At 61.2% G+C, this 26,985-nt stretch carries 24 protein-coding genes; 9 read left to right on the top strand and 15 right to left on the bottom strand.

Features of this window, described 5'->3' with window-relative positions; all coding sequences use genetic code 11:
• Nucleotides 1–999: a lipoyl synthase gene (gene lipA, locus ACXX9E_RS01815; RefSeq protein WP_160768663.1), complete on the top strand. Its 999-nt coding sequence runs from the start codon at nucleotides 1–3 to the stop codon at nucleotides 997–999.
• A gap of 250 nt (nucleotides 1,000–1,249) precedes the next feature.
• Nucleotides 1,250–2,197: a S66 peptidase family protein gene (locus tag ACXX9E_RS01810; RefSeq protein WP_128615295.1), complete on the top strand. Its 948-nt coding sequence runs from the start codon at nucleotides 1,250–1,252 to the stop codon at nucleotides 2,195–2,197.
• 102 nt (nucleotides 2,198–2,299) lie between these two features.
• On the opposite strand, the gene ACXX9E_RS01805 is transcribed toward ACXX9E_RS01810, so the two are convergent.
• The 5 genes from ACXX9E_RS01805 to leuS form a co-directional block, all read right to left on the bottom strand.
• Nucleotides 2,300–3,622, bottom strand: coding sequence for a lytic murein transglycosylase (locus ACXX9E_RS01805; protein ID WP_128615296.1), 1,323 nt, complete (start codon nucleotides 3,620–3,622; stop codon nucleotides 2,300–2,302).
• Between the two features lie 61 nt (nucleotides 3,623–3,683).
• On the bottom strand, nucleotides 3,684–3,848 hold the full coding sequence (arfA, locus tag ACXX9E_RS01800; protein WP_064390740.1) for an alternative ribosome rescue factor ArfA: 165 nt from the start codon (nucleotides 3,846–3,848) through the stop codon (nucleotides 3,684–3,686).
• Between the two features lie 183 nt (nucleotides 3,849–4,031).
• Entirely contained in the window at nucleotides 4,032–5,069 is a 1,038-nt protein-coding gene (gene holA, locus ACXX9E_RS01795) for a DNA polymerase III subunit delta (RefSeq protein ID WP_123463841.1), read from the bottom strand.
• A gap of 39 nt (nucleotides 5,070–5,108) precedes the next feature.
• Entirely contained in the window at nucleotides 5,109–5,714 is a 606-nt protein-coding gene (locus ACXX9E_RS01790) for an LPS-assembly lipoprotein LptE (protein ID WP_186746137.1), read from the bottom strand.
• Nucleotides 5,715–5,801: 87 nt separating this feature from the next.
• On the bottom strand, nucleotides 5,802–8,408 hold the full coding sequence (gene leuS, locus ACXX9E_RS01785; protein WP_458554959.1) for a leucine--tRNA ligase: 2,607 nt from the start codon (nucleotides 8,406–8,408) through the stop codon (nucleotides 5,802–5,804).
• Between the two features lie 254 nt (nucleotides 8,409–8,662).
• Here leuS and ACXX9E_RS01780 point away from each other — a divergent pair, with 254 nt between their 5' ends.
• Together ACXX9E_RS01780 and ACXX9E_RS01775 are read left to right on the top strand one after the other, a co-directional pair.
• Nucleotides 8,663–8,986: a hypothetical protein gene (locus ACXX9E_RS01780; RefSeq protein WP_123463844.1), complete on the top strand. Its 324-nt coding sequence runs from the start codon at nucleotides 8,663–8,665 to the stop codon at nucleotides 8,984–8,986.
• Between the two features lie 104 nt (nucleotides 8,987–9,090).
• Nucleotides 9,091–9,852, top strand: a complete 762-nt coding sequence (locus tag ACXX9E_RS01775; RefSeq protein ID WP_123463845.1) for a YdcF family protein — start codon at nucleotides 9,091–9,093, stop codon at nucleotides 9,850–9,852.
• 86 nt (nucleotides 9,853–9,938) lie between these two features.
• Here ACXX9E_RS01775 and lnt read toward each other — a convergent pair whose 3' ends face one another.
• The 5 genes from lnt to miaB all read right to left on the bottom strand — a co-directional run bounded on the left by lnt (nucleotide 9,939) and on the right by miaB (nucleotide 15,368).
• The gene (gene lnt / locus ACXX9E_RS01770) at nucleotides 9,939–11,462 is read right to left on the bottom strand and encodes an apolipoprotein N-acyltransferase (protein WP_128615300.1); all 1,524 of its coding nucleotides are present in this window, start codon (nucleotides 11,460–11,462) and stop codon (nucleotides 9,939–9,941) included.
• 17 nt (nucleotides 11,463–11,479) lie between these two features.
• Nucleotides 11,480–12,319, bottom strand: coding sequence for a CorC family transporter (locus tag ACXX9E_RS01765; RefSeq protein WP_027612886.1), 840 nt, complete (start codon nucleotides 12,317–12,319; stop codon nucleotides 11,480–11,482).
• Between the two features lie 5 nt (nucleotides 12,320–12,324).
• The gene (ybeY, locus tag ACXX9E_RS01760; protein ID WP_123463847.1) at nucleotides 12,325–12,819 is read right to left on the bottom strand and encodes an rRNA maturation RNase YbeY; all 495 of its coding nucleotides are present in this window, start codon (nucleotides 12,817–12,819) and stop codon (nucleotides 12,325–12,327) included.
• Complete coding sequence (locus ACXX9E_RS01755; protein ID WP_128615302.1) at nucleotides 12,812–13,810, bottom strand: PhoH family protein; 999 nt, start codon at nucleotides 13,808–13,810, stop codon at nucleotides 12,812–12,814. The genes ybeY and ACXX9E_RS01755 overlap by 8 nt, the downstream gene beginning before the upstream one ends.
• Before the next feature lie 229 nt (nucleotides 13,811–14,039).
• Nucleotides 14,040–15,368 carry a tRNA (N6-isopentenyl adenosine(37)-C2)-methylthiotransferase MiaB gene (gene miaB / locus ACXX9E_RS01750; RefSeq protein WP_007960557.1) on the bottom strand — a complete coding sequence of 443 codons (1,329 nt, stop codon included), beginning with the start codon at nucleotides 15,366–15,368 and terminating at the stop codon, nucleotides 14,040–14,042.
• 133 nt (nucleotides 15,369–15,501) lie between these two features.
• Between miaB and ACXX9E_RS01745 the strand changes: the two genes are divergently transcribed.
• Nucleotides 15,502–15,831: a DUF1820 family protein gene (locus tag ACXX9E_RS01745; RefSeq protein ID WP_003185742.1), complete on the top strand. Its 330-nt coding sequence runs from the start codon at nucleotides 15,502–15,504 to the stop codon at nucleotides 15,829–15,831.
• 174 nt (nucleotides 15,832–16,005) lie between these two features.
• On the opposite strand, the gene ACXX9E_RS01740 is transcribed toward ACXX9E_RS01745, so the two are convergent.
• The 4 genes from ACXX9E_RS01740 to ACXX9E_RS01725 form a co-directional block, all read right to left on the bottom strand.
• Complete coding sequence (locus ACXX9E_RS01740; RefSeq protein ID WP_047296791.1) at nucleotides 16,006–16,560, bottom strand: tetratricopeptide repeat protein; 555 nt, start codon at nucleotides 16,558–16,560, stop codon at nucleotides 16,006–16,008.
• Between the two features lie 225 nt (nucleotides 16,561–16,785).
• Complete coding sequence (gene hemL / locus ACXX9E_RS01735; protein ID WP_123463851.1) at nucleotides 16,786–18,069, bottom strand: glutamate-1-semialdehyde 2,1-aminomutase; 1,284 nt, start codon at nucleotides 18,067–18,069, stop codon at nucleotides 16,786–16,788.
• Between the two features lie 15 nt (nucleotides 18,070–18,084).
• Nucleotides 18,085–18,708, bottom strand: coding sequence for a thiamine phosphate synthase (thiE, locus tag ACXX9E_RS01730; RefSeq protein ID WP_123463853.1), 624 nt, complete (start codon nucleotides 18,706–18,708; stop codon nucleotides 18,085–18,087).
• An 18-nt stretch (nucleotides 18,709–18,726) separates the two neighbouring features.
• Nucleotides 18,727–19,524 (bottom strand): hydroxymethylpyrimidine/phosphomethylpyrimidine kinase, encoded by a 798-nt coding sequence (locus ACXX9E_RS01725; protein WP_458554958.1) that lies wholly within the window; start codon nucleotides 19,522–19,524, stop codon nucleotides 18,727–18,729.
• 304 nt (nucleotides 19,525–19,828) lie between these two features.
• On the opposite strand from ACXX9E_RS01725, the gene ACXX9E_RS01720 reads away from it, so the two are divergent.
• The 4 genes from ACXX9E_RS01720 to ACXX9E_RS01705 all read left to right on the top strand — a co-directional run bounded on the left by ACXX9E_RS01720 (nucleotide 19,829) and on the right by ACXX9E_RS01705 (nucleotide 26,321).
• Nucleotides 19,829–22,183 (top strand): hybrid sensor histidine kinase/response regulator, encoded by a 2,355-nt coding sequence (locus ACXX9E_RS01720; RefSeq protein WP_458554957.1) that lies wholly within the window; start codon nucleotides 19,829–19,831, stop codon nucleotides 22,181–22,183.
• A gap of 96 nt (nucleotides 22,184–22,279) precedes the next feature.
• Nucleotides 22,280–23,929, top strand: coding sequence for an acyl-CoA dehydrogenase family protein (locus ACXX9E_RS01715; protein ID WP_458554956.1), 1,650 nt, complete (start codon nucleotides 22,280–22,282; stop codon nucleotides 23,927–23,929).
• A 184-nt stretch (nucleotides 23,930–24,113) separates the two neighbouring features.
• Nucleotides 24,114–25,613, top strand: a complete 1,500-nt coding sequence (gene amn / locus ACXX9E_RS01710) for an AMP nucleosidase (RefSeq protein ID WP_177490631.1) — start codon at nucleotides 24,114–24,116, stop codon at nucleotides 25,611–25,613.
• A 72-nt stretch (nucleotides 25,614–25,685) separates the two neighbouring features.
• On the top strand, nucleotides 25,686–26,321 hold the full coding sequence (locus ACXX9E_RS01705; RefSeq protein ID WP_458554955.1) for a pseudouridine synthase: 636 nt from the start codon (nucleotides 25,686–25,688) through the stop codon (nucleotides 26,319–26,321).
• Here the strand turns inward: ACXX9E_RS01705 and ACXX9E_RS01700 are convergent.
• A complete protein-coding gene (locus ACXX9E_RS01700; RefSeq protein WP_003228500.1) occupies nucleotides 26,316–26,525 on the bottom strand; it encodes a DUF2788 domain-containing protein in 210 nt (69 codons plus the stop codon). The genes ACXX9E_RS01705 and ACXX9E_RS01700 overlap by 6 nt on opposite strands.
• Nucleotides 26,526–26,985 lie beyond the last annotated feature (460 nt).

The raw sequence follows: 26,985 nt of genomic DNA, 5'->3' as shown, positions 1-26,985 counted from the left end.
ATGATCCCGACGCTCGACGTGACCGAGCGCCCGGCCCCGCGTCCCAAGGTTGAAGCCGGCGTCAAGCTGCGCGGCGCCGAGAAGGTTGCACGCATCCCGGTAAAGATCATTCCGACCACCGAGCTGCCGAAGAAACCTGACTGGATTCGTGTGCGCATCCCGGTTTCCCCGGAAGTCGACCGAATCAAGAGCCTGCTGCGCAAGCACAAGCTGCACAGCGTCTGCGAAGAGGCATCCTGCCCGAACCTGGGCGAGTGCTTCTCCGGCGGCACCGCGACCTTCATGATCATGGGCGACATCTGCACCCGTCGCTGCCCGTTCTGCGACGTGGGCCACGGTCGTCCGAAGCCACTGGACGTCAACGAGCCGGAAAGCCTGGCCATCGCCATCGCCGACCTCAAGCTCAAGTACGTGGTGATCACTTCGGTTGACCGCGATGACCTGCGTGACGGCGGTGCCCAGCACTTTGCCGACTGCATCCGCGAAATCCGCAAGCTGTCGCCGAACGTGCAACTGGAAACCCTGGTCCCGGACTACCGTGGCCGCATGGACATCGCCCTGGAAATCACTGCTGCCGAGCCGCCGGATGTGTTCAACCACAACCTGGAAACCGTGCCGCGCCTGTACAAGGCTGCGCGTCCGGGTTCGGACTACCAGTGGTCGCTGACCCTGCTGCAACGCTTCAAGCAGATGATGCCGCACATTCCGACCAAATCCGGCCTGATGCTGGGCCTGGGCGAGACGGACGAGGAAGTCATCGAAGTCATGAAGCGCATGCGCGAACACGACATCGACATGCTGACCCTCGGTCAGTACCTGCAACCGTCGCGCAGCCACTTGCCGGTGCAGCGTTTCGTGCATCCGGACACCTTCGCCTGGTTCGCCGAGGAAGGTTACAAGATGGGCTTCAAGAACGTCGCTTCCGGCCCGCTGGTACGTTCGTCGTACCATGCCGACGAGCAGGCGAAACTGGTCAAGGCCGAGCTGCTCGGTTCCTGATTCTGCGCTGAAGGCTGCATCAAATACCCGCTTCGGCGGGTATTTTTGTTTGGGTTGTTAACCTCTGAACCTTGTGGCGAGGGAGTTGGCTCGCGCTGGAGTGCGCAGCCGTCGCGAAGATCCTGGGGGCGCTGCGCAACCCGGCAGGAGCCGGCGCCCTCGCCACGAATTATTGAGTGAGCTCACCTCTTTTGTTTGTCGCTTTACCTGACTACTGTGTCCGCAAGACTTCACACAGGGAGACCCATGGATGACTGTTCGACCGACACATACCCTCGTTGCGCACAGACCGGTGCCGGCGCTGCCATCTGAGGGGCTGATTGGCGTGATCGCCCCCGCAGGGCCTGGAGCGCTGAACACCGAAAAAGCCGTGCAGTGGATGCGCGCCCGTGGTTATGCATTGAAGGTGTTTCCCGGGGTCTACGAGAAGGACGGCTATCTGGCCGGCAGTGACGACGTACGCCTCAATGACCTGCACGCTGCATTCGCCGACCCCGAGGTCGACGCGATCATCTGCCTGCGCGGTGGCTACGGCACGCCGCGTCTGCTGGACCGGATCGACTACGACCTGCTGAGCCGCCATGCCAAGCCGTTTGTCGGCTACAGCGACATCACCGCGCTGCATCTGGCGATCAGCCGTTATGCCGGCTTTGTGACCTTCCATGGCCCGCTGCTCAATGCCGACCTGTTGGGTGACAAGGAGCCACCGACCGTCACGTCATTCTTCGCCATGCTGCGCGGTCAGGTGAAGGCGGGGAGTGTGCTGAGTCATCCGGTGGCCTATCCATTGACCACTGTCGAGCCGGGTATTGCTCATGGGCGGCTGCTGGGCGGTAATCTGGCGATGATTGCCTCAACGCTGGGTACGCCATACGAAATCGACGTGGAGGGCGTGATTCTGTTGATTGAGGACGTCAACGAGCCGCTGTACAGGATCGACCGTTTGCTCACGCAAATGCGTCTGGCCGGCAAATTGGCCCGATTGCGTGGGGTACTGGTCGGTGACGTCGCTGGCGTGGATAGCGACGCGTTGAACCGCCTGCTCAAGCAGACTTTTGAACCGTTGCGAATCCCGGTGCTGTCCGGTTGGCGCAGCGGGCATTGTGATCCGAACCTGACACTGCCGATGGGGGCGCTGGTGAGGCTGGATGCGGGGAAGAAGGAGTTGATGTTGGAGCAGGATGTGGTCACCCGATAATGTGTGGGTGAAGCAAAAAGATCGCAGCCCTCGGCAGCGCCTGCACGGTAAACATCAATCCCGTGCAGGCGCTGCCGAAGGCTGCGATCTTTTGATTTTGCTTTACTGCGTGCGCAGGCTCTCGAGCAACTTGTGCGTCGGATACCCGTCCGCCGGCCAGCCAAACGACTGCTGGGCACTGCGGATGGCCTTGCGCGTGTTGGCGCCGATGATGCCGTCCGCCGTTCCGGCATCGTAGTTACGCGCGCTCAGCAGGTTTTGCAGCTCGATGCGTTCGGTGCGGCTCAGCGGCAGGTCATCCTTGGGCCAGGTGCCATTGATCAGGCCGCCACCGTCGAAGCGCTCGGACAACAGGCTCACCGCCAGAGCATAGGACGACGAGTTGTTGTACTTGAGGATCGCCCGGAAGTTGTCGAGGATCAGGAACGCCGGGCCACGATAGCCTGCCGGCAGCAGCAGGGCCGCGGACAGCTGTTCCGAACCGGCTGGCGCCTGACCGCCATTGGGCAGGATTACCCCCAGTTGACGCCATTCGGCAACGCTCTTGCGAATCGCGCCATCGGCCAGGGTGTAATTGAAACCGCTTGGCAGTTGCACTTCAAAGCCCCACGGCTGACCACGCTGCCAGCCGGAACTTTGCAGATAGTGCGCGGTGGAGGCCAGGGCATCGGCCGGACTGCCCCAGATATCGCGGCGACCGTCACCGTCGAAATCCACCGCATGGGTGTTGTAGGTGGTCGGAATGAATTGGGTCTGCCCCATCGCTCCGGCCCACGAACCCAACATTTTCTCTGGAGTGATATCGCCTTGTTGCAGGATCTGCAGGGCGGCGATCAATTGCGCATGGGCAAATGTCGGGCGACGGCCTTCGTAGGCCAGGGTGGCCAGCGAGTTGATCACCGACTTGTTGCCCTGGAACTGACCGAAATTGCTTTCCATCCCCCACACCGACACCAGTGCCTGGCGATCGACGCCGTAACGCTGTTCGATGCTCTGCAGAATGTCGGCGTACTGGCTGATCAGCGCCTGGCCCTTGCGCACCCGCAGCGGCGATAACGCGCCGTCGAGGTATTCCCACACTGGCCGTGAGAACTCCGGCTGACTGCGATCGGCTTTGATCACGCTGGCATCGAAGCTGACATTGGCGAACGCGCGATCGAACAGGTCGGCGCGAATACCAGCGGCCAGCGCATCCTTGCGAAAACCCGCCTGCCATTCGGCAAAGGTCTGGGTCGGCTGGAGATCGAGAGGGTCGGCGGACGGCACTACCGGCGGGATGATCGCTGGGGCCGTGGCGACAGGGGCGGCTTGCAGGGGTTGCGCGTCGGCGGCGGTGGGTTTTTCCGCACAGGCGACAAGCAGAATGAAGCTGGAGGCAGCGATCAGCTGGCGAACGGGCCAACGACGGGAAAGACTAAAGGGCATGCACAGTTCCAGGGGATACGGATCAGGTGCAGACCTTAACATGACCAGGGGGTGCTGCGCTTCAGGCGGCCAGAAAGTAAGAAGCCTCCCAGCTGTCAGACTGGAAGGCTTCGCGGCGGTAGCTGCCTTTACCCTTGGCTGGTCGTTCCTGGCGGCTGCGGAACAGGGGTTGGGCGACGATGGATTTGGCCTTGTTCGGGCCATGTTTCGATGGCTTTTTGCTCATGAGGGCTCTCTCGAGTGAGTGGGTTTTGCGCGGCAAATAATCTGCCGATGTTGGGCGTCTGTCCAGTTCCTGTTATGTGGGAATGTGTTGACGCTTTCGCGAGCAGGCTCGCTCCCACATTTGGAATGCATTTCAATGTGGGAGCGAGCCTGCTCGCGAATGGTCGTTATGCGGTAGGACAGGTTATTCGGCGGGAAGTGTCAGGCGCTGACCGGCCATCAACAACGCCAACCGGCTCAGGCTCATCCACGGCGAACCGGCGGCCTGGCCCTTGATCTGTGCATCTATACGCTGGGCTTCGAGTAGCAACTGCGCCCAACGTGGCGCCGAGTAGCGTTGCAGGGCCTTGCTCATCAGTGGTTTGCGCTTGTCCCAGACCGGGGGCTTCGCCTGACTGAAGCACTTGTCCAGCGGCGTGCCCTGGCTGTATTGCAACGAGATATTGGCCAGCAGCCGCAGTTCCCGTGCCAGCGCCCAGAGAATCACCGGTGGCTCGACCCCTTCACCGCGCAAGCCTTCGAGCATACGCAAGGCGTGAGCCGGTTCGCCATTGAGCACGGCATCGGTCAGGCCGAACACGTCGAATCGGGCACTGTCGGCCACAGCGGCCTGCACGGTTTCGACGGTGATCTGCCCACCTTCGGCCATCAGCTTGAGCTTTTCGATTTCCTGTGCGGCGGCGAGCAGGTTGCCCTCGACGCGTGCGGCAATCAGTTCGACCGCGTCCTGACTCGCCGACAAACCGGCCTGCGACAGGCGCTGACGAATCCAGCTCGGCAACTGGTTGGCGTCCACCGGCCAGATCTGGATGAATTGAGTCTGCTGACCTTCGACCAGCGCCTTGCCCCACTTGGTTTTCTGCGCGCTGCCATCGAGCTTGGGCAGGCTGATCAGCAGCACCGTGTCTTCCGCAGGGCGCGAGCAGTATTCGATCAGCGCGGCAGCGCCCTTGTCACCGGGTTTGCCCGAAGGCAGGCGCAGTTCCAGCAGGCGTTTTTCGGCGAACAGCGACATGCTGGCACCGGCCTGCAACAACGTGCCCCAATCGAAATTGGCGTCGGCAGCGAATACCTGGCGTTCGTCGAAACCTTGCTGGCGGGCCGCACTGCGGATGGCGTCGGCAGCCTCCTGACACAACAGCGGGTCATCGCCGCTGATGATGTAGACGGGCGCAAGCGTGCCTTGCAGGTGTTTGCCGAGTTGAGCGGGAGCGAGCTTCATGGGAAATACCGAACGGGGCGCCTGAGCGCCCCGATCCTCTTACTGCTGCGGTATTTCGAGCGGCGACTGACGCGGGGTTTCCGCTTCAGCCTTTTGCGCGGCTTCCAGCGCATCGGCTTCAGCCTTGGCCCGTGCGTTGGCGGCTTGTTGCAGTTGCTGCAGTTGAGCCGGCGTCAGCTGTTGCAGACGCAGCATCATGCGCTGAACCAGCTCGCGACGGATTTCACGACGCGCTTCGTTGGCTTCCTGATCGGAGCCGACGAGGTTGTTGCCGTCGTGGATAAATACTTTCTGCACTTCAAGCTTGTCGCTCAACAGCGAAAGGTTCTTGTCGCCACGGATGTCGTAGCTCAGCACCGTGCTGACCTGATACTCGCCCGTACGACCGGCGCCGGCGTAGCTGAGGATGCGTTGGCTTTCCTGCTCGTCAGCCAGGTACAGCTTGTACGGAGCACCGCTGTAAACCTTGACGCCACTGGACTCCAGCGTCTGACGCAGCTGGGTGACTGTCTCGCCATAAGCGTTGCGGGCGCTCAGGTCGAGCTCCTTGAGCGTCAGTTCATTGGTGCCAGTACCGCGCAGCTGGAAACCACAGGCGCTCAACAGGACGGCAAGGCCCATCACCAGCAGATTGCGTTTGATCATTGTGTTGCTCCCCTTGAAACCATGTGGGCCGACCGTGCGGCCCGAAAGGTTTTACTTGGCGCCGGACAACACCGGCGCCCGATCCAATTAGCTGGCGACGATATTGACCAGTTTCCCGGGCACTACGATCACTTTACGAATAGTCAGGCCGTCGACGAAACGCAGTACGTTTTCGTTGGCGCGGGCTGCCGCTTCCACTTCTTCGCGCGTCGCGCTGGCCGGCATGTCGATCTGCCCGCGCAGTTTGCCGTTGACCTGGATAACCAGGGTCAGGCTGTCCTGCACCAGTGCGCTCTCGTCCACAACCGGCCAGTCGGCGTCGATCACTGCGTCGGCGTGACCCAGTTGTTTCCACAGTTCGTGGCTGATGTGTGGCGTGATCGGTGCCAGCAGCAGCGTCACGGCTTCCAGGCCTTCGTGAATCAGCGCGCGATCCTGTTCGGTGCCTTGTGCGGCTTTTTCCAGCACGTTCATCAGCGTCATCACCTGAGCGATGGCGGTGTTGAATTTGTGATTCTGGCCGACGTCATGGCTGGCCTGTTTGATGGCCAGGTGAGTCGCGCGGCGCACGGCTTTCTGCTCATCGTTCAGGCTGGCGACATCCAGTTTGTCCGGCAGGCCCTGAGTGACGTGGGCTTGCGCCAGACGCCAGACGCGCTTGAGGAAACGGTGCGAGCCTTCAACGCCGGAGTCGGACCATTCGGCGCTCATGTCTGGCGGCGAAGCGAACATCATGAACAGGCGGCAGGTGTCTGCGCCGAACTGATCGATCATCGACTGCGGGTCGACGCCGTTGTTCTTCGACTTGGCCATTTTCTCGGTGCCACCGATTTCCACCGGCAGGCCGTCGGATTTCAGTTTGGCGCTGATGACCTTGGCTTTGCTGTCGCGTTCGAGCTCGACGTCGGCCGGGTTGAACCAGGTGTAGGCGCCATTGGCTTCGCGACGATAATAAGTCTCGGCGATCACCATGCCCTGGGTCAGCAGGTTCTTGAACGGTTCGTTGGAGCTCACCAGGCCTTCGTCGCGCATCAGCTTGTGGAAGAAGCGCGCGTACAGCAGGTGGAGAATGGCGTGTTCGATACCGCCGATGTACTGGTCGACCGGCAGCCAGTGATCGGCTGCGGATTTTTCCACCAGACCGCCTTCGAAGTGCGGCGAGGCGTAACGGGCGTAGTACCACGAGGACTCGACGAACGTGTCCATCGTGTCGGTTTCACGCTTGGCCGGCTGGCCGCATTTCGGGCAGCTGCACTCGTAGAACTCGGGCATGCGTGCCAGCGGCGAACCGGCGCCGTCTGGCACCACGTCTTCCGGCAGTACGACGGGCAGTTGATCTTCCGGCACGGGTACGTCACCGCAAGCATCGCAGTGGATGATCGGGATCGGGCAGCCCCAGTAGCGCTGACGGCTGATGCCCCAGTCGCGCAGGCGGAACTGAGTGCGCGAGGCACCGAGGTTCTTCTTGATCAGTGCGACTTCCATGGCGTCGAAGGCGCCCGCGAAGTCCAGGCCGTCGAACTCGCCGGAGTTGATCAGCGTGCCGTGCTCGCCGTAGGCGTCCTGCCACGGCGCCGGGTTGGTGTCACCGGAGCTGGTGCGTACCACCGACTTCACCGGCAGGTTGTACTTGTGGGCGAATTCAAAATCACGCTCGTCGTGAGCCGGTACTGCCATGACGGCGCCATCGCCGTAGTGCATCAGTACATAGTTGGCGACCCATACCGGCAGTTTTTCGCCGGTCAGCGGGTGCTCGACGAACAGGCCGGTCGGCAGGCCTTTCTTCTCTTGGGTGGCGACGTCGGCTTCGGCCACGCTGCCGCCCTTGCATTCGGCGATGAACGCTTGCAGCTCAGGGTTGTTCTTCGCTGCGAGGCTGGCCAAGTGGTGTTCGGCGGCGACGGCAACGTAGGTCGCGCCCATCAGGGTGTCCGGACGGGTGGTGAAGACTTTGAGGGTGCCTTCTTCGCCGATCGAGTCGACGTTGTACGGGAACTGCACTTCCATGCCGCGGGATTTGCCGATCCAGTTGCGCTGCATGGTCTTGACCTGTTCCGGCCAGCCCGTCAGTTCGTCGAGGCTCTCCAGCAGCTCATCCGCGTAGGCGGTGATCTTGAAGTAGTACATCGGGATTTCGCGCTTTTCGATCAGCGCGCCGGAGCGCCAGCCGCGACCGTCGATCACCTGTTCGTTGGCCAGAACGGTCTGGTCGATCGGGTCCCAGTTCACGGTGCCGTTTTTACGGTAGATCACGCCTTTTTCGAACAGGCGAGTGAACAGCCATTGTTCCCAGCGGTAGTAATCCGGTTTGCAGGTGGTCACTTCACGGGACCAGTCCACGGCGAGGCCCAGGCTACGCAGCTGGGACTTCATGTAGGCAATGTTTTCGTAGGTCCACTTGGCGGGGGCCACGTTGTTCTTCATCGCGGCGTTTTCTGCCGGCATGCCGAAAGCGTCCCAACCCATTGGTTGCAGAACATTCTTGCCTTGCATGCGCTGATAGCGGGAGATCACGTCGCCGATGGTGTAGTTGCGCACGTGCCCCATGTGTAGCTTGCCGCTGGGGTAAGGGAACATCGACAGGCAGTAGTAGGTTTCCTTGCCTGGCTGTTCACTGACTTCAAAGGACTTTTGCTCGTCCCAGAACGACTGGGCGGCGGCTTCGATTTCACGGGGCTGATATTGTTCGTGCATGGCTACTTTTGTACTGGATAGGGGTGGCCTAATCCTCTTCAACGCAGGTTCCGGGGTGGCCCGGACGAGCTGGAAGTGGAATTACAGGAAGCGCCGTAGCATACATGACCGCGCTTGGCCTAGGGAAACCCTGATTACAGCTGTTTGGTCCGGCAAAACCGTGGCGAGGGCCGTTGGTCGCGGCGTGCAGCCGGTTTGTACAGCGAAGCTAAGCTCTAAGTGGGGAGTGAGTCTTATCTTCAATGAGGTGAGGGATGGTGGAGCAACGGAAAAAAAACGTAACGAAACCCGAGTTGTACGAAAGGCTGATCGACCGTCTGGGTGTGGCCCTGGACACTTTGAAAACCGCTGACCGGCTGCGCGATGAGCGCCCCCTGGAACTGGAATTGCGTGGCTTGAGCCCCGCCGAGTTCAAACTGGTCAAGGCCTATCTGGATCGCAGTGAACGTGAAACGCATGGATGCCTGTCACAAGCAGTGAAGCAACTCGATGCAGCACATTCGGCCAAGGTCATCTGGCTCAAGGACAAGGCACCCCGCAGAGAGACCGACAAGGTTCGTTCTCTGCAGGCCAAGTAAGCGCATGGCAGGTCAAGAACCGGATCTTTTTCAACAGGATCCCACCTATTGGTTGTAACGCTCTATTAACACTTTTAGGCTTCGGGCATCTGTGGAGATGCCCGATGCCTTTTCGTTATTTCATCAAACAACTTTTATTGCCGCCCGGCATCCTTTTGCTGCTGTTGCTGGCCGCGTGGTGGCTGCGCCGCTCGCGGCCGCGCCTGGCTGGCGTGTGTTTCGCCATTGGCTTTGGTGGAATGTGGCTGATGAGCCTGCCGGTGGTCGTGCAGTGGGGCGCCAAGGCGCTGGAGCGCGAACCGCCGCTGGCCCGTGGAGAATGGGCAACGCTGGCGCAGCGGGCCGATGCGATCGTGGTGCTCGGTTCCGGGCGCGAGCGCGGTGATCTGGCCTGGGGAGAGGATCAGCCGACCGGCGTGGGGCTTGAGCGTCAGCGTTATGCCGCGCGACTGGCCAAGGCGTCCGGGTTGCCGATTCTGACCACGGGTGGCTTGCATTACGGTACGCCGCCGACCGAGGCGAAGTTGATGGCGGATTCGCTGCGCGACGACTTTGGCGTGACGGTGCGTTGGCAGGAAGGTGAGAGCCGCACTACGTGGGAAAACGCGAAGTTCACCGCCGATATCTTGCTGCCGCAGGGGATCAAGCGTGTGGTGATCGTGACACAGGCCTGGCACATGCCACGGTCGGTGTGGAGTTTTCAGCAGGCGGGATTTGAAGTTGTGCCAGCGCCGGTCGGTTTTCTCGGGACCGATAACGCCAGGCCGTTTGGTGGCTGGCTGCCGGAGTTCAAGTCGATCTGGCAGAGCGGGCAATTGCTGAACGAAGCGGTAGGGCAGGTGGGGTATTCGCTGTTTTACCGCTGAAGATCAAAAGATCGCAGCCTGCGGCAGCTGCAACAGGGAAAATACAAGTCCTGTGTAGGCGCTGCCGCAGGCTGCGATCGTTTGCTTTAGAGCGTTTTCGACATCCGGCTGGCCATCAGTGCCCAGCCAAACAACAGCAAGCACACGATGATCAATGGCCACGAACGCCATTGCAGGTACGGCGTCAGGTTGTGCATCGGCACCACTTCACCGTACAGAATGCCCTGTTCAAACTGCGGAATCTGCTCGGTGATCTGCCCGAACGGGTTGATCAGTCCGGTCACGCCGTTGTTGGTCGCGCGGATCATCCAGCGCCCGGCCTCCAGTGCACGCATCTGCGCCATCTGCAAATGCTGCAACGGGCCAATCGAGGTGCCGAACCAGGTGTCGTTGCTGATCGTCAGCAGCAGATCGCTGCGCGCTGACAGGCTGGCGGCAAATTCCGGATACACCACTTCGTAGCAGATAAACGGTGCGATTTGATAACCCTTGGCCTGCAACAACGCCTGATCGGCCGGGCCACGGGCAAAGTCGGACATCGGCAGGTCGAAGAATGCGATCAGCCCGCGCAGTACATCCTGCAACGGCACGTATTCGCCGAAGGGCACCAGTTTCTGCTTCAGATACGTGCCATCGCCTTCGCCGACCACGGTGATGCCGTTGAAGAAGCGTTTTTCATGACGAACGGTTTCGCGGATCGGTACGCCAGTGATCAGCGCCGATTTACGCTCGGCGGCGAAGGTGCCCATCATGGTCAGGTAGCCCTCGGCGGACTCCTTCAATACCGGCACGGCGGTCTCTGGCCAGATCAGCAGATCCACCGGTTTCGAGCGGAAACTCAGGTCGCGGTACAGGGCCAACTGCGCATTGAGTTCGGCCGGGTCCCATTTCATGCTTTGTGCGACGTTGCCCTGAATCGCGGCAACGCTCAATGGTGCGCCGGACGGGCTGGTCCAGGCATGACCTTTGAGCGCAATGCCGGCCACCCATGGCCCAACCAACAGCACCAGACCGGCAGCGATAAAGCCTTTGCGCCTGGTTTGCAGCAGGCGTGGAGCGTTGTAGATCAGCGCCGCTGTCAGTGCCAGAACGAACGACACCAGCCACATCCCGCCAACTGGAGCGAGCCCGGCCAATGGGCCGTCGAGCTGGCTGTAACCCGAGTACAGCCACGGGAAACCGGTGAGGAACCAGCCGCGAAACGCTTCCTGGCCCACCCACAACGCAGCAAATGCCAAGGCATCGGCCACCGGTGCTTCATTGCGGCGCAACCAGCGCGCCCACAACCAGGCCGGCAGGGCAAAGAACCAGGCGATCGCGGCGGTAAACAGCAGCATCAGGAACCCGGCCAACAGCACCGAAGCACCACCGAAATGGTGGATGCTGTAATAGATCCAGCTGGTGCCGGCGCCGAACAGGCCGAAACCGAAGCACCAGCCGCGGCCCAGTGCCTGGCGCGGGCTCAGCTCGCGCAAACCGGCATAGAACAGGCCGACTGCCAGCAAGGCCAGCGGCCAGATGTTGAAAGGTGCCAGAGCGAGGGTGGTGATTGCACCGGCCGCCACGGCCAGCAGGTTACCGGGCCAGCCGGGGCGGGTTGTCCAGCGCATTTCAGTCCTTAGATTTCTTACCGGGCGATAGGGGTCAGTCGCAGCAAATGAATCCGACGGCTGTCGGCGTTCAGGATGCGGAAACGATAGGCGCCGATTTCAGTGATTTCATTGCGTTTTGGCAAGTGCCCGAACGCGCTCATCACCAGACCGCCGACGGTGTCGAACTCGTCATCGGAAAACTCGCTGTCGAAGAACTCGTTGAAGTTCTCGATCGGCGTCAGCGCCTTGATCAGGAAGTCACCGCTGGGCAGCGGCTTGATGTAGCTGTCTTCTTCGACGTCGTGCTCGTCTTCGATGTCGCCGACGATCTGTTCCAGCACGTCTTCAATGGTCACCAGACCGGCCACGCCGCCGTACTCGTCGATGACGATGGCCATGTGGTTGTGGTTGGCGCGGAATTCACGCAGCAACACGTTCAGACGCTTGGACTCCGGCACGAAAGTCGCCGGGCGCAGCAGGTCCTTGATGTTGAAGCTGTCGCCGTTCTCCTTGAGGATCAGCGGCAGCAGGTCCTTGGCCAGCAGCACGCCCATCACGTCGTCATGGCTTTCACCGATGACGGGATAGCGCGAGTGGGCCGAGTCGACCACGGCCGGGAGAAATTCACGGGGTGTCTGGTTCGCCTTGATGCTGATCATCTGCGAACGCGGGACCATGATGTCTCGCACTTGCAGGTCAGCCACCTGGATGGCGCCTTCGACGATGGCCAGCGCTTCGCTGTCCAGCAGTTTGTTCTGATGTGCATCGCGCAGCAGCTCAAGCAGCTCCTGACGGTTCTTCGGCTCGTGGGCAAAAGCCTGGGTCAGTTTACCCAGCCATGACTTCTGCCCGTTGCTCGATCGATCTTCGCTCATAGCGATTACTCTGAATCCTTTGTTGTAACGATAGGGGATGTTTCGGTTTCGTCGTCCGCGTACGGATCGGGATAGCCCAGTTCGGCAAGCAACTCGCGTTCCAGTGCTTCCATTTCTTCGGCTTCGTCGTCATCTATATGGTCGTAACCGAGTAGATGCAAGCAGCCGTGAATGACCAGATGTGCCCAGTGTGCTTTAAGTTCCTTGCCCTGTTCGGCGGCTTCGCGCTCGACCACCGCCACGCAGATCACCAGATCGCCGAGCAGCGGGATGTCGAGAAACTCGTCGGGCACTTCGGCCGGGAACGACAGGACGTTGGTCGCGTAATCCTTGTGGCGCCAGGTGTGATTGAGCTCGCGGCCTTCTTCCTCGTCGACCAGACGAATGGTCATTTCCGAGTCGGCGGTGCGCTGGCGCAGGGCCAGTTCGCACCATCGGCGGAAGTCGGCTTCACTCGGTGCGCTCGCTTCGGTAGCGATTTGCAGGTCTAGCTCAAGCATCGCGCGAGGTTTCCTTGGCGGCTTCGGCGCGGGTCTCGAAGCGCTCGTAGGCTTCGACGATCCGCTGCACCAATGGATGGCGCACGACGTCTTTAGGCTGGAAGTGCGTGAAGCTGATGCCCGGTACGTCCTTGAGCACTTCGATCACATGATGCAGACCGGACTTGGTGCCACGCGGCAGGTCGACCTGAGTGATGTCGCCAGTGATGACCGCAGTCGAGCCGAAACCGATCCGGGTCAGAAACATCTTCATCTGTTCGACGGTGGTGTTCTGGCTTTCGTCGAGAATGATGAAGCTGTTGTTCAGCGTGCGGCCGCGCATATAGGCCAGCGGCGCAACTTCGATCACCTGACGCTCGATCAGCTTGGCCACGTATTCGAAGCCGAGCATTTCGTAGAGTGCGTCGTAGAGTGGGCGCAGGTACGGGTCGATCTTCTGCGCGAGGTCCCCGGGCAGGAAGCCAAGTTTTTCACCGGCCTCGACTGCCGGACGCACCAGCAGGATGCGGCGAATCTGCTCGCGCTCCAGCGCATCGACGGCGCACGCCACGGCCAGATAGGTCTTGCCGGTACCGGCCGGACCGATGCCGAAATTGATGTCGTTGCCGAGGATTTCCTTCACGTAGCGCAACTGATTCAAGCCACGTGGGCGAATCATGCCTTTCTTGGTGCGCAGGGCAACGGAGGCTTCGGCTGGGGCGTGATTGTCCAGCTCGACGACGGCTGATTCCTGCAGGAACAGGTGCACGAGATCCGGCGACAGCTCGGTACCCTTGGTTTCCCGGTACAGGCGGCGCAGCAGATTTTCCGCAGACGTGGTGTGCTTGGGGTCGCCGATCAGTTCGAACTGGTTTCCGCGGTTGCGGATCTCGATGGCCAGGCGCTGTTCGATCAAGCGCAAATGCTCGTCGAATTGCCCGCACAGATTGGCGAAGCGGCGAGCCTCAAAGGGCTCGAGGATAAAACGATGTGGTTCTATGGGTGCGTTCAAGGTCGTATTTAGCCGCCCTGGGGCAATTAAGATGAAATCAAGGATAACGCCAGAGGCCTGGGTGCGAAAGCTCTTAAATTGATGAGCACAATCTCAGTAACAGTGCGGTCCACTGTGGGAGCTGGCTTGCCAGCGATAGCGGTGCAACAGGCGACATATTTGTCGGGGCTGATGGCCTTATCGCTGGCAAGCCAGCTCCCACAGGATTCTCTGTGTTCCTGATATTTTTTTACTGGATCAGCGAGCCGCGCAGCGAGTGCGGTTGTGCCGCGTCGATGTGCACATCGGCAAACTGCCCGATCAGGGTCGGATTGTCGCAGCGGAAGTTGACGATTCGATTATTCTCGGTGCGCCCTTGCAGCTCGCCAGGGTCTTTCTTCGAATAGTCGGTCACGAGAATGCGCTGGATCGAGCCGACCATTTGTCGGCTGATCTCGAAGCCTTGCTGATTCAGGCGGTGCTGCAAGGCATTCAGGCGTTCTTTCTTCAGCTCTTCCGGGGTGTCATCGGCCAGATCGGCTGCCGGAGTGCCCGGGCGCTGGCTGTAGACGAACGAGTAGGAGAAGTCGAAGCCGACATCGGCAATCAGCTTCATCGTCTGTTCGAAATCTTTCTCGGTTTCGCCGGGGAAACCGACGATAAAGTCCGAACTGATGCAGATGCCCGGCACGGCGGCGCGCAGTTTGCGCAGCTTCGACTTGTATTCCAGCGCGGTGTGGTTGCGCTTCATTGCCGCGAGAATCCGGTCCGAACCCGATTGCACCGGCAAGTGCAGGTGTTTGACCAGTTCCGGCACTTCGGCGTGGGCCTGGATCAGGCTGTCGGAGAACTCCAGCGGGTGTGAAGTGGTGTAGCGGATGCGGTCGATGCCATCGACGGCGGCGACCACACGGATCAATTCCGCCAGATCGGCCAGGCGCCCGTCATGGGTCAGGCCGCGATAGCCGTTGACGTTCTGCCCGAGCAGGGTCACTTCCCGCACGCCGTTTTCGGCGAGGTGGATGATCTCGGCGATCACATCGTCGAACGGCCGGCTGACTTCTTCGCCGCGGGTGTAAGGCACCACGCAGAACGTGCAGTACTTGCTGCAGCCTTCCATGACCGACACGTAGGCGCTCGGGCCGTCAATGCGCGGCTCGGGCAGGTGGTCGAATTTTTCGATCTCCGGGAACGAGACGTCGACTTGCGGCAACTTGCTGCTGCGTGCGGCGTCGATCATTTCCGGCAGACGGTGCAGGGTCTGCGGGCCGAACACCACGTCGACGTAAGGGGCGCGATCACGGATCGCCGCGCCTTCCTGGCTGGCCACGCAACCGCCAACGGCGATCACCATGTCCGGGTTGGCCAGTTTCAGTTCGCGCCAGCGGCCGAGCTGCGAGTACACCCGATCCTGGGCGCGTTCGCGGATCGAGCAGGTGTTGAGCAGAATCACGTCGGCGTCTTCGGCACGCGCGGTGACTTCCAGGGCCTGGTGTTCGCCCAGCAGATCGACCATGCGCGAGCTGTCGTACTCGTTCATCTGGCAACCGTGGGTTTCGATGTAAAGCTTCTTGGCCATGGAGTAGGGTCGTCACGTGATTCAAAGAACCGCGCATTATAGGGAACAAGCCCTCAGGTTCCTACCGCTGCGCGTCCGGTGGCTATGCTATAGTTTGCGCCCTCATTTTTATCCCCGATGTTATCCCCCCGCCATGACCAAACGCGAAGCTCCAATCTATAAGGTGATTTTCCTCAACCAGGGCCAGGTGTTCGAAATGTACGCCAAGCAGATCTATCAAAGTGATCTGTGGGGTTTTCTGGAAGTGGAAGAGTTCGTCTTTGGCGAGCGCACGCAAGTGGTCGTCGATCCGAGCGAAGAGAAGCTCAAGGCGCAGTTCGAAGGCGTAGTGCGCAGTTTTGTGCCGATGCATTCGATTGTGCGCATCGACGAGGTGGAACGTCTGGGCACCCCGAAAATCAGCGAAGCCCGTGGCGCGGTCGGCAATGTGATGCCGTTCCCGATGCCGATGCCTGAGAAGTAAAACCGGATCTGGATTTGAAATGATTTGTGGCGAGGGGATTTATCCCCGTTCGGCTGCGAAGCAGTCGCAAGTCCATTCAGCAAGGTGTGTCAGACAGAACCGGATTGCAGGGTTTGGGGCTGCTTCGCAACCCATCGGGGATAAATCCCCTCGCCACAGCTAATCACCACACGATCAAGGCAATGGCGAGAAAGGCGTACGCCCATCGGCGTTCTGCAGTTCCATCAGGTATTTACGGAAAATTTGCCCGAGCACCTGGGTCGCGGTTTCGAGGTCCTCGCGGGACATTTTTTCCGAGACTTCGTCGGCCGTGTCCAGCGCATCTTCGGCGCCGTTGACCGCCGCCATCTTCAGCACGATGTACGCCTGAATGTTGTTGGCCTGCACGCCTTCGCCGTGGAAGAACATGGTGCCGAGCTTGAACTGCGCCTGAGCGTGGCCTTGCAGCGAGGCTTTCTCGAAGTAGCTCAAGGCTTGATTGAGGTCGCGCGGCGCATTCTTGCCGTCGTAGTAGAACTCACCCAACTCGTATTGCGCTTGCGCATCCCCTTCGTCCGCCGCTTTCTGGCAGGCGGCCAGTGCCTGCGTGACGTCTTGCGGCTGAGTATTGAGGGTGCAACGACCCATCGCCGGGATCAACAACGAGTTGCCGCCTGCTTGTGCATGCGCGAGCAGGGGCTGAAGGAGCAACAGGCAGCCCAAGGCAAGGGTGCGGCCGGTGCGGTTCATGGGAATCGACTTACCTCTGAAGGGCACGCGGACCCATCGAGGGATCCAATAAGCGCGCATTATGAAATAAGCAGGGCCAACCTTACAAAGTCTTTACTCGTTTTTCTGCTGCGCGGGGAATATATCGCCCACTTTGTGGAGGAATCTTGGCAGAAGCATCGGAAAAACCGTCTGGATGTAGGTGAAAGCTGACGCTGGCGATGGCCAACGTCAGCGGTACGGCGATTACTTCAGGGCAGCGAAGGCGCGCTCGGCAGCGTCCAGGGTGATTTTCAGCTCGGCTTCACCGTGGGCGATCGAGGTGAAACCGGCTTCGAATGCACTCGGCGCCAGGTACACACCGCCTTCCAGCATCAGGTGGAAGAAGCGCCCGAACAGGGCCGCGTCGCTGGCCATCACGTCTTCGAAGGTGACGATGTCGTCGGCACCGCTGAAGTACAGACCGAACATGCCGCCGGCCTGCGTGGTCACGAACGGAATGCCCGCTGCATCGGCGCGTTGTTGCAAGCCATCGAGCAGGCGCGTGGTGTAGTCGGTCAGTTCATCGTGGAAACCCGGACGGCTGATTAGACGCAACGTGGTCAAACCGGCGGCCATTGCCAGCGGGTTACCCGACAATGTGCCGGCCTGGTACACCGGGCCCAGCGGCGCGATGCGTTCCATGATTTCACGCTTGCCGCCAAAGCAGCCGACCGGCATGCCGCCGCCGATGATCTTGCCGAACGTGGTCAGGTCAGGATTGACCCCGTAGTACGCCTGGGCACCGCCGAGGGCAACGCGGAAACCGGTCATCACTTCGTCGAAAATCAGCACCACGCCATGCTTGTCGCACAGCGCGCGCAGGCCTTCGAGGAAACCCGGCGCCGGCGGTACGCAGTTCATGTTGCCCGCCACTGGCTCGACGATGATGCACGCCACGTCCTGGCCAACTTCAGCGAGCATCTTCTCAACGGCGTCGATGTCGTTGAACGGCAGGGTCAGGGTGTGTTTGGCGAACGCTGCCGGGACACCGGCCGAACTCGGCACGCCCTGGGTCAGGGCACCGGAGCCGGCCTTGACCAGCAGGCTGTCGGAGTGACCGTGGTAGCAGCCTTCGAACTTGATGATGCTGTCGCGGCCGGTGTAACCACGGGCCAGACGGATCGCGCTCATGGTCGCTTCGGTGCCGGAGCTGACCATGCGCACCATGTCCATCGACGGCACCAGCGAGCAGACCAGATCGGCCATCTCGGTTTCCATCGCGGTCGGCGCGCCGTAGGACAGGCCGTGTTGCAGCTGATTGCGTACGGCGTCGAGCACGTCCGGGTGGCTGTGGCCGAGGATCATCGGGCCCCACGAACCGACGTAATCAACATAACGCTTGTCGTCTTCGTCAGTGACGTAGGCGCCTTCGGCGTGCTTGAAGAACAACGGTGTGCCGCCCACGCTCTTGAACGCACGAACCGGCGAATTCACGCCACCGGGAATGTGTTTCTGGGCATTGGCAAACAGGGTTTCGGAACGAGACATGATCGGGCTCTCAAATCAGATTTTCAGAAGTTCGTTGAAGGCGCGGGCGCGGCGGGTCACTTCGGCAGTGCTTTGGGCACCGAACAAGCCGTGGACCACCGCCAGCAGGTCGACACCGTGGGCCACCAGCGGCGCGGCGTTGTCGAGGGTGATGCCGCCAATCGCGCAGACCGGCAGATGCAGCGTGCGCTTGGCCTCGTCGAGCAGATCGAGGCTGCAGCTCGGCGCGCCGGGCTTGGTGTTGGAATTGAAGAAGCGGCCGAAGGCGACATAACTCGCACCTTCTTTGGCGGCTTGTTCGGCCAGTGCGAGTTGCGCGTGACAGGTCGAACCGATGATGGCTTTGGAGCCGAGCAGGGCGCGGGTCGGCGATAGCGGGCCGTCGGTCTGGCCCAAGTGCACGCCAACGTTCAGGCGCGCGGCCAGTTCGGCGTCATCGTTGATGATCAGCTGCGTCTTGTAGCGCTCGCACAGGTTGCGCAGCGCTTCGGCCTCGCGCAGACGGCGGGCCTCGTCGCTGCTCTTGTCGCGGTATTGCAGCAGGGTGACGCCGCCTTCCAGCGCCGCCTCCACGTAGGACAGAAACTTGCCGGCCAGCAATTCGCTGTCGGTAATGGCATACAGGCCACGTAGTTTCATCAGGCAGACCTCACGACGTTACGAGCAGAAATCCAGCGGCAGGCGGCGCGGCACGAACTGGCCTTTGCCCAGTTGTTCGGCATCGCGCAGGGTGCGCCAGGTGTAATCCAGTGCCGTGCGTACGGCGCTGGCGAGGTGTTCGCCTTGGGCCAGGCGACCGGCGATAGCGCTGGCCAGCGTGCAACCGGAACCGTGATAGCTGCCTGGCAAACGCTGGCAATGGAAGGTTTCGCGCAGGCCGTCACGGCTGTACAGGCGATTGTGGATTTCAGTTTCGTCGCCATGGCCGCCGGTGATCAGCAGGTTTTTGACGAACGGCAGGAGTTTTTCCGCGCACTCGTCTGCAGTGCCTTCGGGCAGTTCGGCGAGGATGCGCGCTTCAGGAAGATTGGGGGTGGCGATGATCGACAGCGGCAGCAGACGCTCGCGCATCGCATAACCGACCTCGTCCTTGCCCAGGCGTCCGCCGCCGCCGGCGCGCAGCACCGGGTCGCAGACCACCGGCAGGTGCGGGTGCACCGAAAGCAGTTCGACTACGGTGTCGACCATTTCCAGCGAACCGAGCATGCCCAGTTTGACCGCCGCGACTTCGGAGTCGTTGAGCACGGCATTGGCCTGGGCCAGTACCCACTCACGGTCGAGGACGCGGAAGTCAGTGACGTTGACGGTGTCTTGCACGGTCAGGGCGGTGACGGCCGGAGCCGCATGGCAACCCTGCGCGAGCAAGGCTTCGATATCTGCCTGCAAGCCGGCGCCACCACTGGGGTCGTGGCCGGAGAGACAGAGGACAACGGGGCGGGAGCTGTAGATATTCATGGTGCGCGAGCTTACCACCAAACCTGATTTTGGGGTTCAGTCCTGTCAGTGGTTCCTCGCCACACAGGTATTCACCACATCCGCTGTTGCAGGTAGTTGACCAACTCAACAGCTCTAGCCCGCGACTTTGCTCTGAAACGCCCGTTCTAGAGCCTTTGTAGGAAAAATTTCGATGGTGCTTAATGGCCATCAACGGCTATGCTAGTCTGGATCCAAACCAATAACGGGTAATACCGGTTTTACGTCTACTCAAAGGGAATGGGGGGCTTCCTGACGCAACCGGACGAGCCACGCTGGGGCTTCAATGCGCTATTTGCTGATATTGCTGTTCTGCTTGCCCCTCCTCGCAAGCGCCGTCGAATTCGACGAAAACACTCAGAGCCTTCCCCTGGGCCGCTCCTTGCAAGTGTTCGAAGACCCGAGTGGTCAGGCGAGCATCGCCGACGTCCGCGCTCAAGCGGCGGCGGGCAATTTCAAACTCCACGATAAAGCCACGCTCAACGCCGGTTACTCGCGTTCGGCGTTCTGGCTGAAGATCGACCTGCATTACCGTCCGGCCAATCCCGCCGCGCAACGCACCTGGCTGCTGGAGCTGGCGTACCCGCCGCTCGATCATCTTGATCTGTATATGGCCGATGCCAATGGCGACTATCGCCTGATCCGACAGACCGGTGATGCGTTGCCGTTCGCCAGTCGCGAGATCCGTCAGAACAACTACTTGTTCGACCTTGAGTTCAAGCCCGATCAACAACGCTCGGTGTACCTGCGCCTGGCCAGCGAAGGCTCGATCCAGGCGCCGGTAACGTTGTGGTCGAGCACCGCGTACCTCGAAGACCAACCGGTGCGCCTGTACGTACTGGGCATCATTTATGGCGTGTTGCTGGGGATGCTGGTCTACAACCTGTTCATCTACCTGAGCGTGCGCGACACCAGCTACCTCTATTACATCTTCTACATCGCCTCGTTCGGTCTGTATCAACTGTCGGTGAACGGGGCGGCGGTCGAGTATTTCTGGCCGGACAATCCGTGGTGGGCCAACGCCGCCACGCCGTTCTTCATCGGCTGTGCGGGGCTGTTTGGCAGTCAGTTCGCACGCAGCTTCCTGCAGACGAAAAACCACAGCCGCTGGCTGGATCGCGTACTGATCGGCCTGATCGCATTCAGTGCGCTGGTCGTGGGTTTGTCGCTGATGACCAGTTACGCCCTGTCGTTGCGGTTGGCGACCCTGCTGGCGCTGACGTTTACCGTGGTGATTTTCGCCGCGGGGATTCTGGCCTGGTGGCGCGGCCTGCGGGTGGCGCGTTATTTCATCATTGCCTGGTCGGCGTTTCTGCTCGGCGGCATCATCAATACGCTGATGGTGCTGGGCCTGCTGCCGAACGTGTTCCTGACCATGTACGCCAGCCAGATCGGCTCGGCCATCGAAGTGGCGCTGCTGTCGCTGGCGCTGGCCGACCGCATCAACGCGATGCGCGAGCAGCAGGCGCAGACCCTGTTCGACGCCGGGCAGAAGCTCGAAGTGCTCAACCAGCAATTGGCCCACAGCAACAAGCTCAAGGACGAATTCCTCGCGACCCTGACCCACGAACTGCGCACGCCGATGAACGGCGTGATCGGTTCGCTGGAACTGATGCAGACCGTCGAACTGGATCCGGAACTGGAGCAATACCAGCAGACCGCCGCCGGTTCTGCCCGCGACATGATGCGCATGGTCAACGGCATCCTCACCCTCACCGAACTGCAGGCCGGCAAGCTCAAGGCGACGCCGGACAATTTCAGCCTGCGCGGGGTGGTCGAGGCGTTGCGGCTGCAGTTCGACGGCAACGCGGCGAGCAAGTCGCTGGACTTCAAGGTCGAGGTGCTGCCGACCCTGCCGGACCGTTTGCACGGCGACAGCGTGAAACTGGCGCAATGCCTGGAATGCCTGCTCGACAACGCGATCAAGTTCACCCGCGTCGGCGGTCTGGCCCTGCGCGTGACCGGCAAGCCTGCGTCGGACAATCGTCTGGCGCTGTCGTTTGCGGTGATTGACACCGGCATCGGTTTTACCGACCTGGGCGAGGCAACCCTGTATCAGCGTTTCTTCCAGCTCGACGGGTCAATGACACGCGAGTACGGCGGATTGGGCGTCGGCCTGGCGATCTGCCGGCAACTGGTGGAATTGCTCGGCGGCAAACTCACGCATCGTTCCGAACCCGGTCGCGGCAGCCGCTTCCAGCTCGATGTCGAGTTCGAGCTGCCGGCGGTCGAGGCGGCGCCAACACCCCAGCCATCGCGCGATTGTGTGCGTGAACCGCAGGACTGCACAGTGCTGCTGGTGGATGACAACAGCGTCAACCAACTGGTGATGCGCGGCATGTTGCTCAAGCTCGGTTTCCGCGTGCGTACTGCCGATAATGGTGCGGCGGCGCTGGATTGCCTGCAGCGCGAAAGCTTCGACGCGGTGCTGATCGATTGCCAGTTGCCCGCACAGGATGGCGCGGCGCTGGCTTGCCAGATCCACGCCTTGCCAGGTTGCGCCAGTCTGCCGGTATTCATGCTGGCGCTGAGCGCCGATCGCGAGCTGTGCGCCAGCGGAGCGCCGATCGACTACCTGAACAAGCCGGTGAAATTCGAGGATTTGCAGTCCGCGCTGGAGCGCCGGGTGTTGTGTTGCTGATAGGGTAAAAGCGCCGCCAGTTCGGCGGATATGACACTTTGATGGGGCGTGGGGCGGTGCTTAACTGGTTCTCTGGCTGACCAAAGGAGCCCCGTCATGAACCTGCATCAGTTCGCCGAAACCCACGAAGTCACCAACCAGCCGCCGTCGCTGGACGGCACCAACCTGTACCGCATCGACCTGCCGTTGCAGGAATGGTCGCGCAGGTTCGGCGCCGGGTGGGCCGAGTCGCGGATCGATGCCTACGGCGCGCTGGCCGGGGGGCCGCTGATGGAGGCCGGGTTCCTCGCCAATCAGAACAAACCGGTATTCGCCAGTCATGATCGCTATGGACATCGCATTGATCTGGTCGAGTTTCATCCCGCTTATCACGAACTGATGCGCACCGCGATCGAGCACGGTCTGACCTCCTTGCCGTGGGCGCATCCGCAGGACGGCGGCCACGTTGCCCGCGCCTCGATGAGCTATCTGCACAGCCAGGCCGAAGCCGGCAGCGGTTGCCCGTTGACCATGACTTTCGCCAGCGTTCCGGCGCTGCGCCTGCAACCGGATCTGGCCGAGCAGTGGCTGCCGAAAATCCTTGCCACCGAATACGACCCGCGCAACGTCGGCATGGCGCACAAGGCCGGCGTGACCATCGGCATGGCGATGACCGAGAAGCAGGGCGGCACCGACGTGCGCGCCAACACCACCAAGGCCTATCCGGTCGGCGCCAGCGGTCCGGGCCAGGCGTATGAACTGGTCGGGCACAAGTGGTTCTGCTCGGCGCCAATGTGCGATGCGTTCCTGACGCTGGCGCAGACCGACAAGGGCCTGACCTGCTTCCTGCTGCCACGCCATCGCCCGGACGACACGCGCAATCAGTTCTATATCCAGCGCCTGAAAAACAAACTCGGCAACCAGTCCAACGCCTCCAGCGAAGTGGAGTTCCGTGGCGCCCTGGCGTGGATGGTCGGTGAAGAAGGGCGCGGGGTGCCGACCATCATCGAGATGGTGGCAATGACCCGTTTCGATTGCATGGTCGGTTCCAGCGCGTTGATGCGTCAGGCGCTGACCCAGGCCAGCCATCACTGCGCGCACCGCAAGGTCGGCGGCAAGTTGCTCAGCGAGCAACCGTTGATGCAGAACGTGCTCGCCGACCTGGCCCTGGAAAGCGAAGCTGCGCTAGCCCTGAGCCTGCGCATGGGCAAGGCCCTGGATCATCTGGATGATCGCCACGAAGCGCAATTCGCCCGGCTGGTGACGGCGGTGGGCAAATACTGGATCTGCAAACGTGCCCCGGGAATGATCAACGAAGCGGCCGAATGCATGGGCGGCGCGGGGTACGTCGAGGAGAGCATCCTGCCGCGCCTGTACCGCGAGGCGCCGGTGAACTCGACGTGGGAAGGTTCGGGCAACGTGCAGTGCCTCGACGTTTTGCGCGCATTGTCTAAAGAGCCGGGCGTTCTCGATGTGTTGTTCAGGGAGTTGGGCGATGGCCACGGTGACAAACGTTTGGCCGCGCATATTCAGCAGTTGCAGGCACAGTTCAAGGACACCCGCGATATTCAGTATCGGGCTCGGCAATTGACCGAGGACATTGCCCTTGGGTTGCAGGCCAAACTGCTGCTGGAAGCCGGGAGTTCGGCGGTGAGTGATGCGTTTATTGCCAGTCGGTTGAGTGGCGGCGGCCGGGTCTACGGCGCGTTGCCCCATGGGCTGGATGTCGCAGCGATCGTCGCCCGCTCGACCCCCCAGGGTTTCTGACCCCAAACTCCACAAAACCCTGTGGGAGCTGACTTGCCAGCGATGAGGCCTTCACATTCGACATCAATGTTGACTATCAGGCCGCCATCGCTGGCAAGCCAGCTCCCACAGGGATTCGCGTTGTCTGAAAGATTTGGGTACAGCCACAACGCCACTGTTCCCGTGAGACCACGATGCAGGCAAGATGAAGCTCTGCAAGTCAGAACACAGGAAGCTGATCGTGACCGAAGCGTTTATTGTCGTTCAAACCGCCGAACAAGCCGTGGATCGTCTGGCCGAGCTGCATGAGCGGGCCACCACTGCGCTGAACTCGGCGCTCAAGCGTTACCTCAAGGATCGCGTCGAGCCCGACGCCGAACAGCGTGCCCTGTTTCGTTATCCCGAACTGCGTCTGACCTATCACTGTCAGGGCGAAGTGCCGCAGACCACTCGCGCTTACGCCAAAGTGCAGTTGCCAGGCACCTACAGCGTCACCGTCACCCACCCGGCGGCGTTCCGCAAATACCTGCTGGAACAACTGGTGCCGCTGATGCACGACTTCACCGTGACCGTGGAAGTCGGTGTCAGCCAACAGAACATTCCGTACCCGTACGTGGTCGAGCAGGGCGATGAACTGGCCGGCTCCGGCGTCACCGCCGCCGTGCTGGCGCGGGTGTTCCCGAGCACCGACCTGTCCGCCGCCACCGATGGCATCGCCGACGGTCTCTACGACTGGGAAAACACCGATCCGCTGCCACTGGCGCTGTTCGACGCCGCGCGGGTCGACTTTTCCCTGCGCCGTCTGGTGCACTACACCGGCAGCGACTGGCGCCATGTGCAGCCGTGGATCCTGCTGACCAACTACCACCGCTACGTCGACCAGTTCATCGTCCACGGCCTGGAGCAACTGCGCAAAGACCCGCGTTTCGTGCGCATGGTCCTGCCGGGCAACGTGATCATCGAGAAGAGCATGGATCACGGAGAAGCCTCGGCGATTGCTGCCGGTGTGGTCTGGCACCGCTACCAGATGCCGGCCTATCACCTGATCGCCAGCGATGGCCACGGCGTGACCCTGGTGAATATCGGCGTCGGCCCGTCCAACGCCAAGAACATCACCGACCACCTGGCGGTGCTGCGTCCGCATTGCTGGCTGATGATCGGCCACTGCGGTGGCCTGCGTCAGTCGCAGACCATCGGTGACTATGTGCTGGCGCACGCCTACATGCGTCGCGACGGGATTCTCGATCGCGTGGTGCCGCCGAACATTCCGATTCCGGCTCTGGCTGAAGTGCAACTGGCGCTGCAGCAAGCGGCGGCCAACGTCACCGGCGAGAAGGGCGATGACCTGAAGAAACGCCTGCGCACCGGCACCGTGCTGACCTACGACGACCGTAACTGGGAATTGCGCTGGGCTCAGGAACGACCGTTGATCAACCTGTCCCGCGCCGTGGCCGTGGACATGGAAAGCGGCACCATCGCCGCCCAGGGTTATCGCCTGCGCGTGCCATATGGCACGTTGCTGTGTGTGTCGGACAAACCGCTGCACAGTGAAATCAAACTGCCGGGTTCGGCCAACGCGTTCTACGAGCGTGCGGTCAGCCAGCACTTGAAGATCGGCATCGAGGCGGTGGATCTGCTGCGTACCGAACTCAACTCGCTGCACTCGCGCAAACTGCGCAGCTTCGACGAGCCGCCGTTCCGTTAACGGTTAGTCGTGGTCATTTGGCGGTCGGGGCACTAGCATTGTCAGCCCTGATCGCTAAATGTTTGCTCTCTTATGTCCCGTCCCCCGCGTCCACCTTCTCGCCGTCCTGGTGTGAAGCCTCAGTCTTCTTCCCCGCGCCGTGTTGCCAAGGCACCACCGGCCGAGCCGAAGCTGATCCTGTTCAACAAGCCGTTCGATGTGCTGACGCAGTTCAGTGACGAAGGCGGGCGGGCGACGCTCAAGGATTTCATCGAGGTGCCCGGCATCTACCCGGCCGGGCGGCTTGATCGCGACAGTGAAGGTTTGTTGCTGCTGACCAACGATGGCCAGTTGCAGGCGCGGATTGCCGATCCGAAACACAAGTTGCCGAAGACGTACTGGGTGCAGGTTGAAGGCGTGCCCACGGCCGAGCAATTGCAGCGTTTGCGTGACGGCGTTGAGTTGAACGACGGCATGACCCTGCCTGCCGAAGCACGGCAACTGGATGAACCCGAGTTGTGGCCGCGTAATCCACCGGTACGCTTTCGCGCGACCATCCCGACTTCATGGCTGGAACTGGTGATTCGCGAAGGGCGCAATCGTCAGGTGCGGCGGATGACCGCTGCGGTCGGGCTGCCGACGTTGCGGCTGGTGCGCGTCAGGATTGGTGACTGGACGATCGACGGACTCGATCAGGGGCAATGGAAAGAAGTGCCGCCGCGCCTATAACGCGCCGGATTCGATCAGGCCGATCACTACACTCTTGATGATGAACGCGGCCACGCCCAGGCCCAGCACGAAGAACAGAATGAACGAGCCGAAACGCCCGGCCTTGGACTTCTTCGCCAGATCCCAGACGATGAATCCCATGAAAATGATCAGGATGCTGACCAGGCCAGTCATCATCCACTCTTCGAATACTGCTGGATCCATCGGGTCTCTCCGGCGCGCATGGGGCTAAAAGGGCGCGGCGAGTATACGCCAAGGTGTGCGGGGTGGCATTGATCTGGGTCTGATCCGAACCTGTTGCCCTCACCCTAGCCCTCTCCCAGAGGGAGAGGGAACTGACCGTGCGATGTCCATGAGTTACACCGACCTGATCTTGCGTCTGTGAATCCATAATCGACTCGAAGGTTCAGGTCGATGGATGCTGCCAGACACCTCGGTCGGCTCCTTCTCCCTCTGGGAGGGAGAGGGGACTGGCCGTGCGATGCCCGCGAGTTGCACCGACCTGATCTTGCGTCTGTGAATCCAGAATCGACTCGAAGGTTCAGGTCGATGGATGCTGCCAGCCACCTCGGTCGGCGCCCTCTCCCTTTGGGAGGGAGAGTGGACTGGCCGTGCGATGCCGACGAGTTACACCGACCTGATCTTGCGTCTGTGAATCCATAAT

This window comes from Pseudomonas sp. GNP014, from assembly GCF_054344005.1.
Note: the sequence above shows the minus strand (reverse complement) of the source record. Positions and strands in the feature narration are given on the sequence as shown.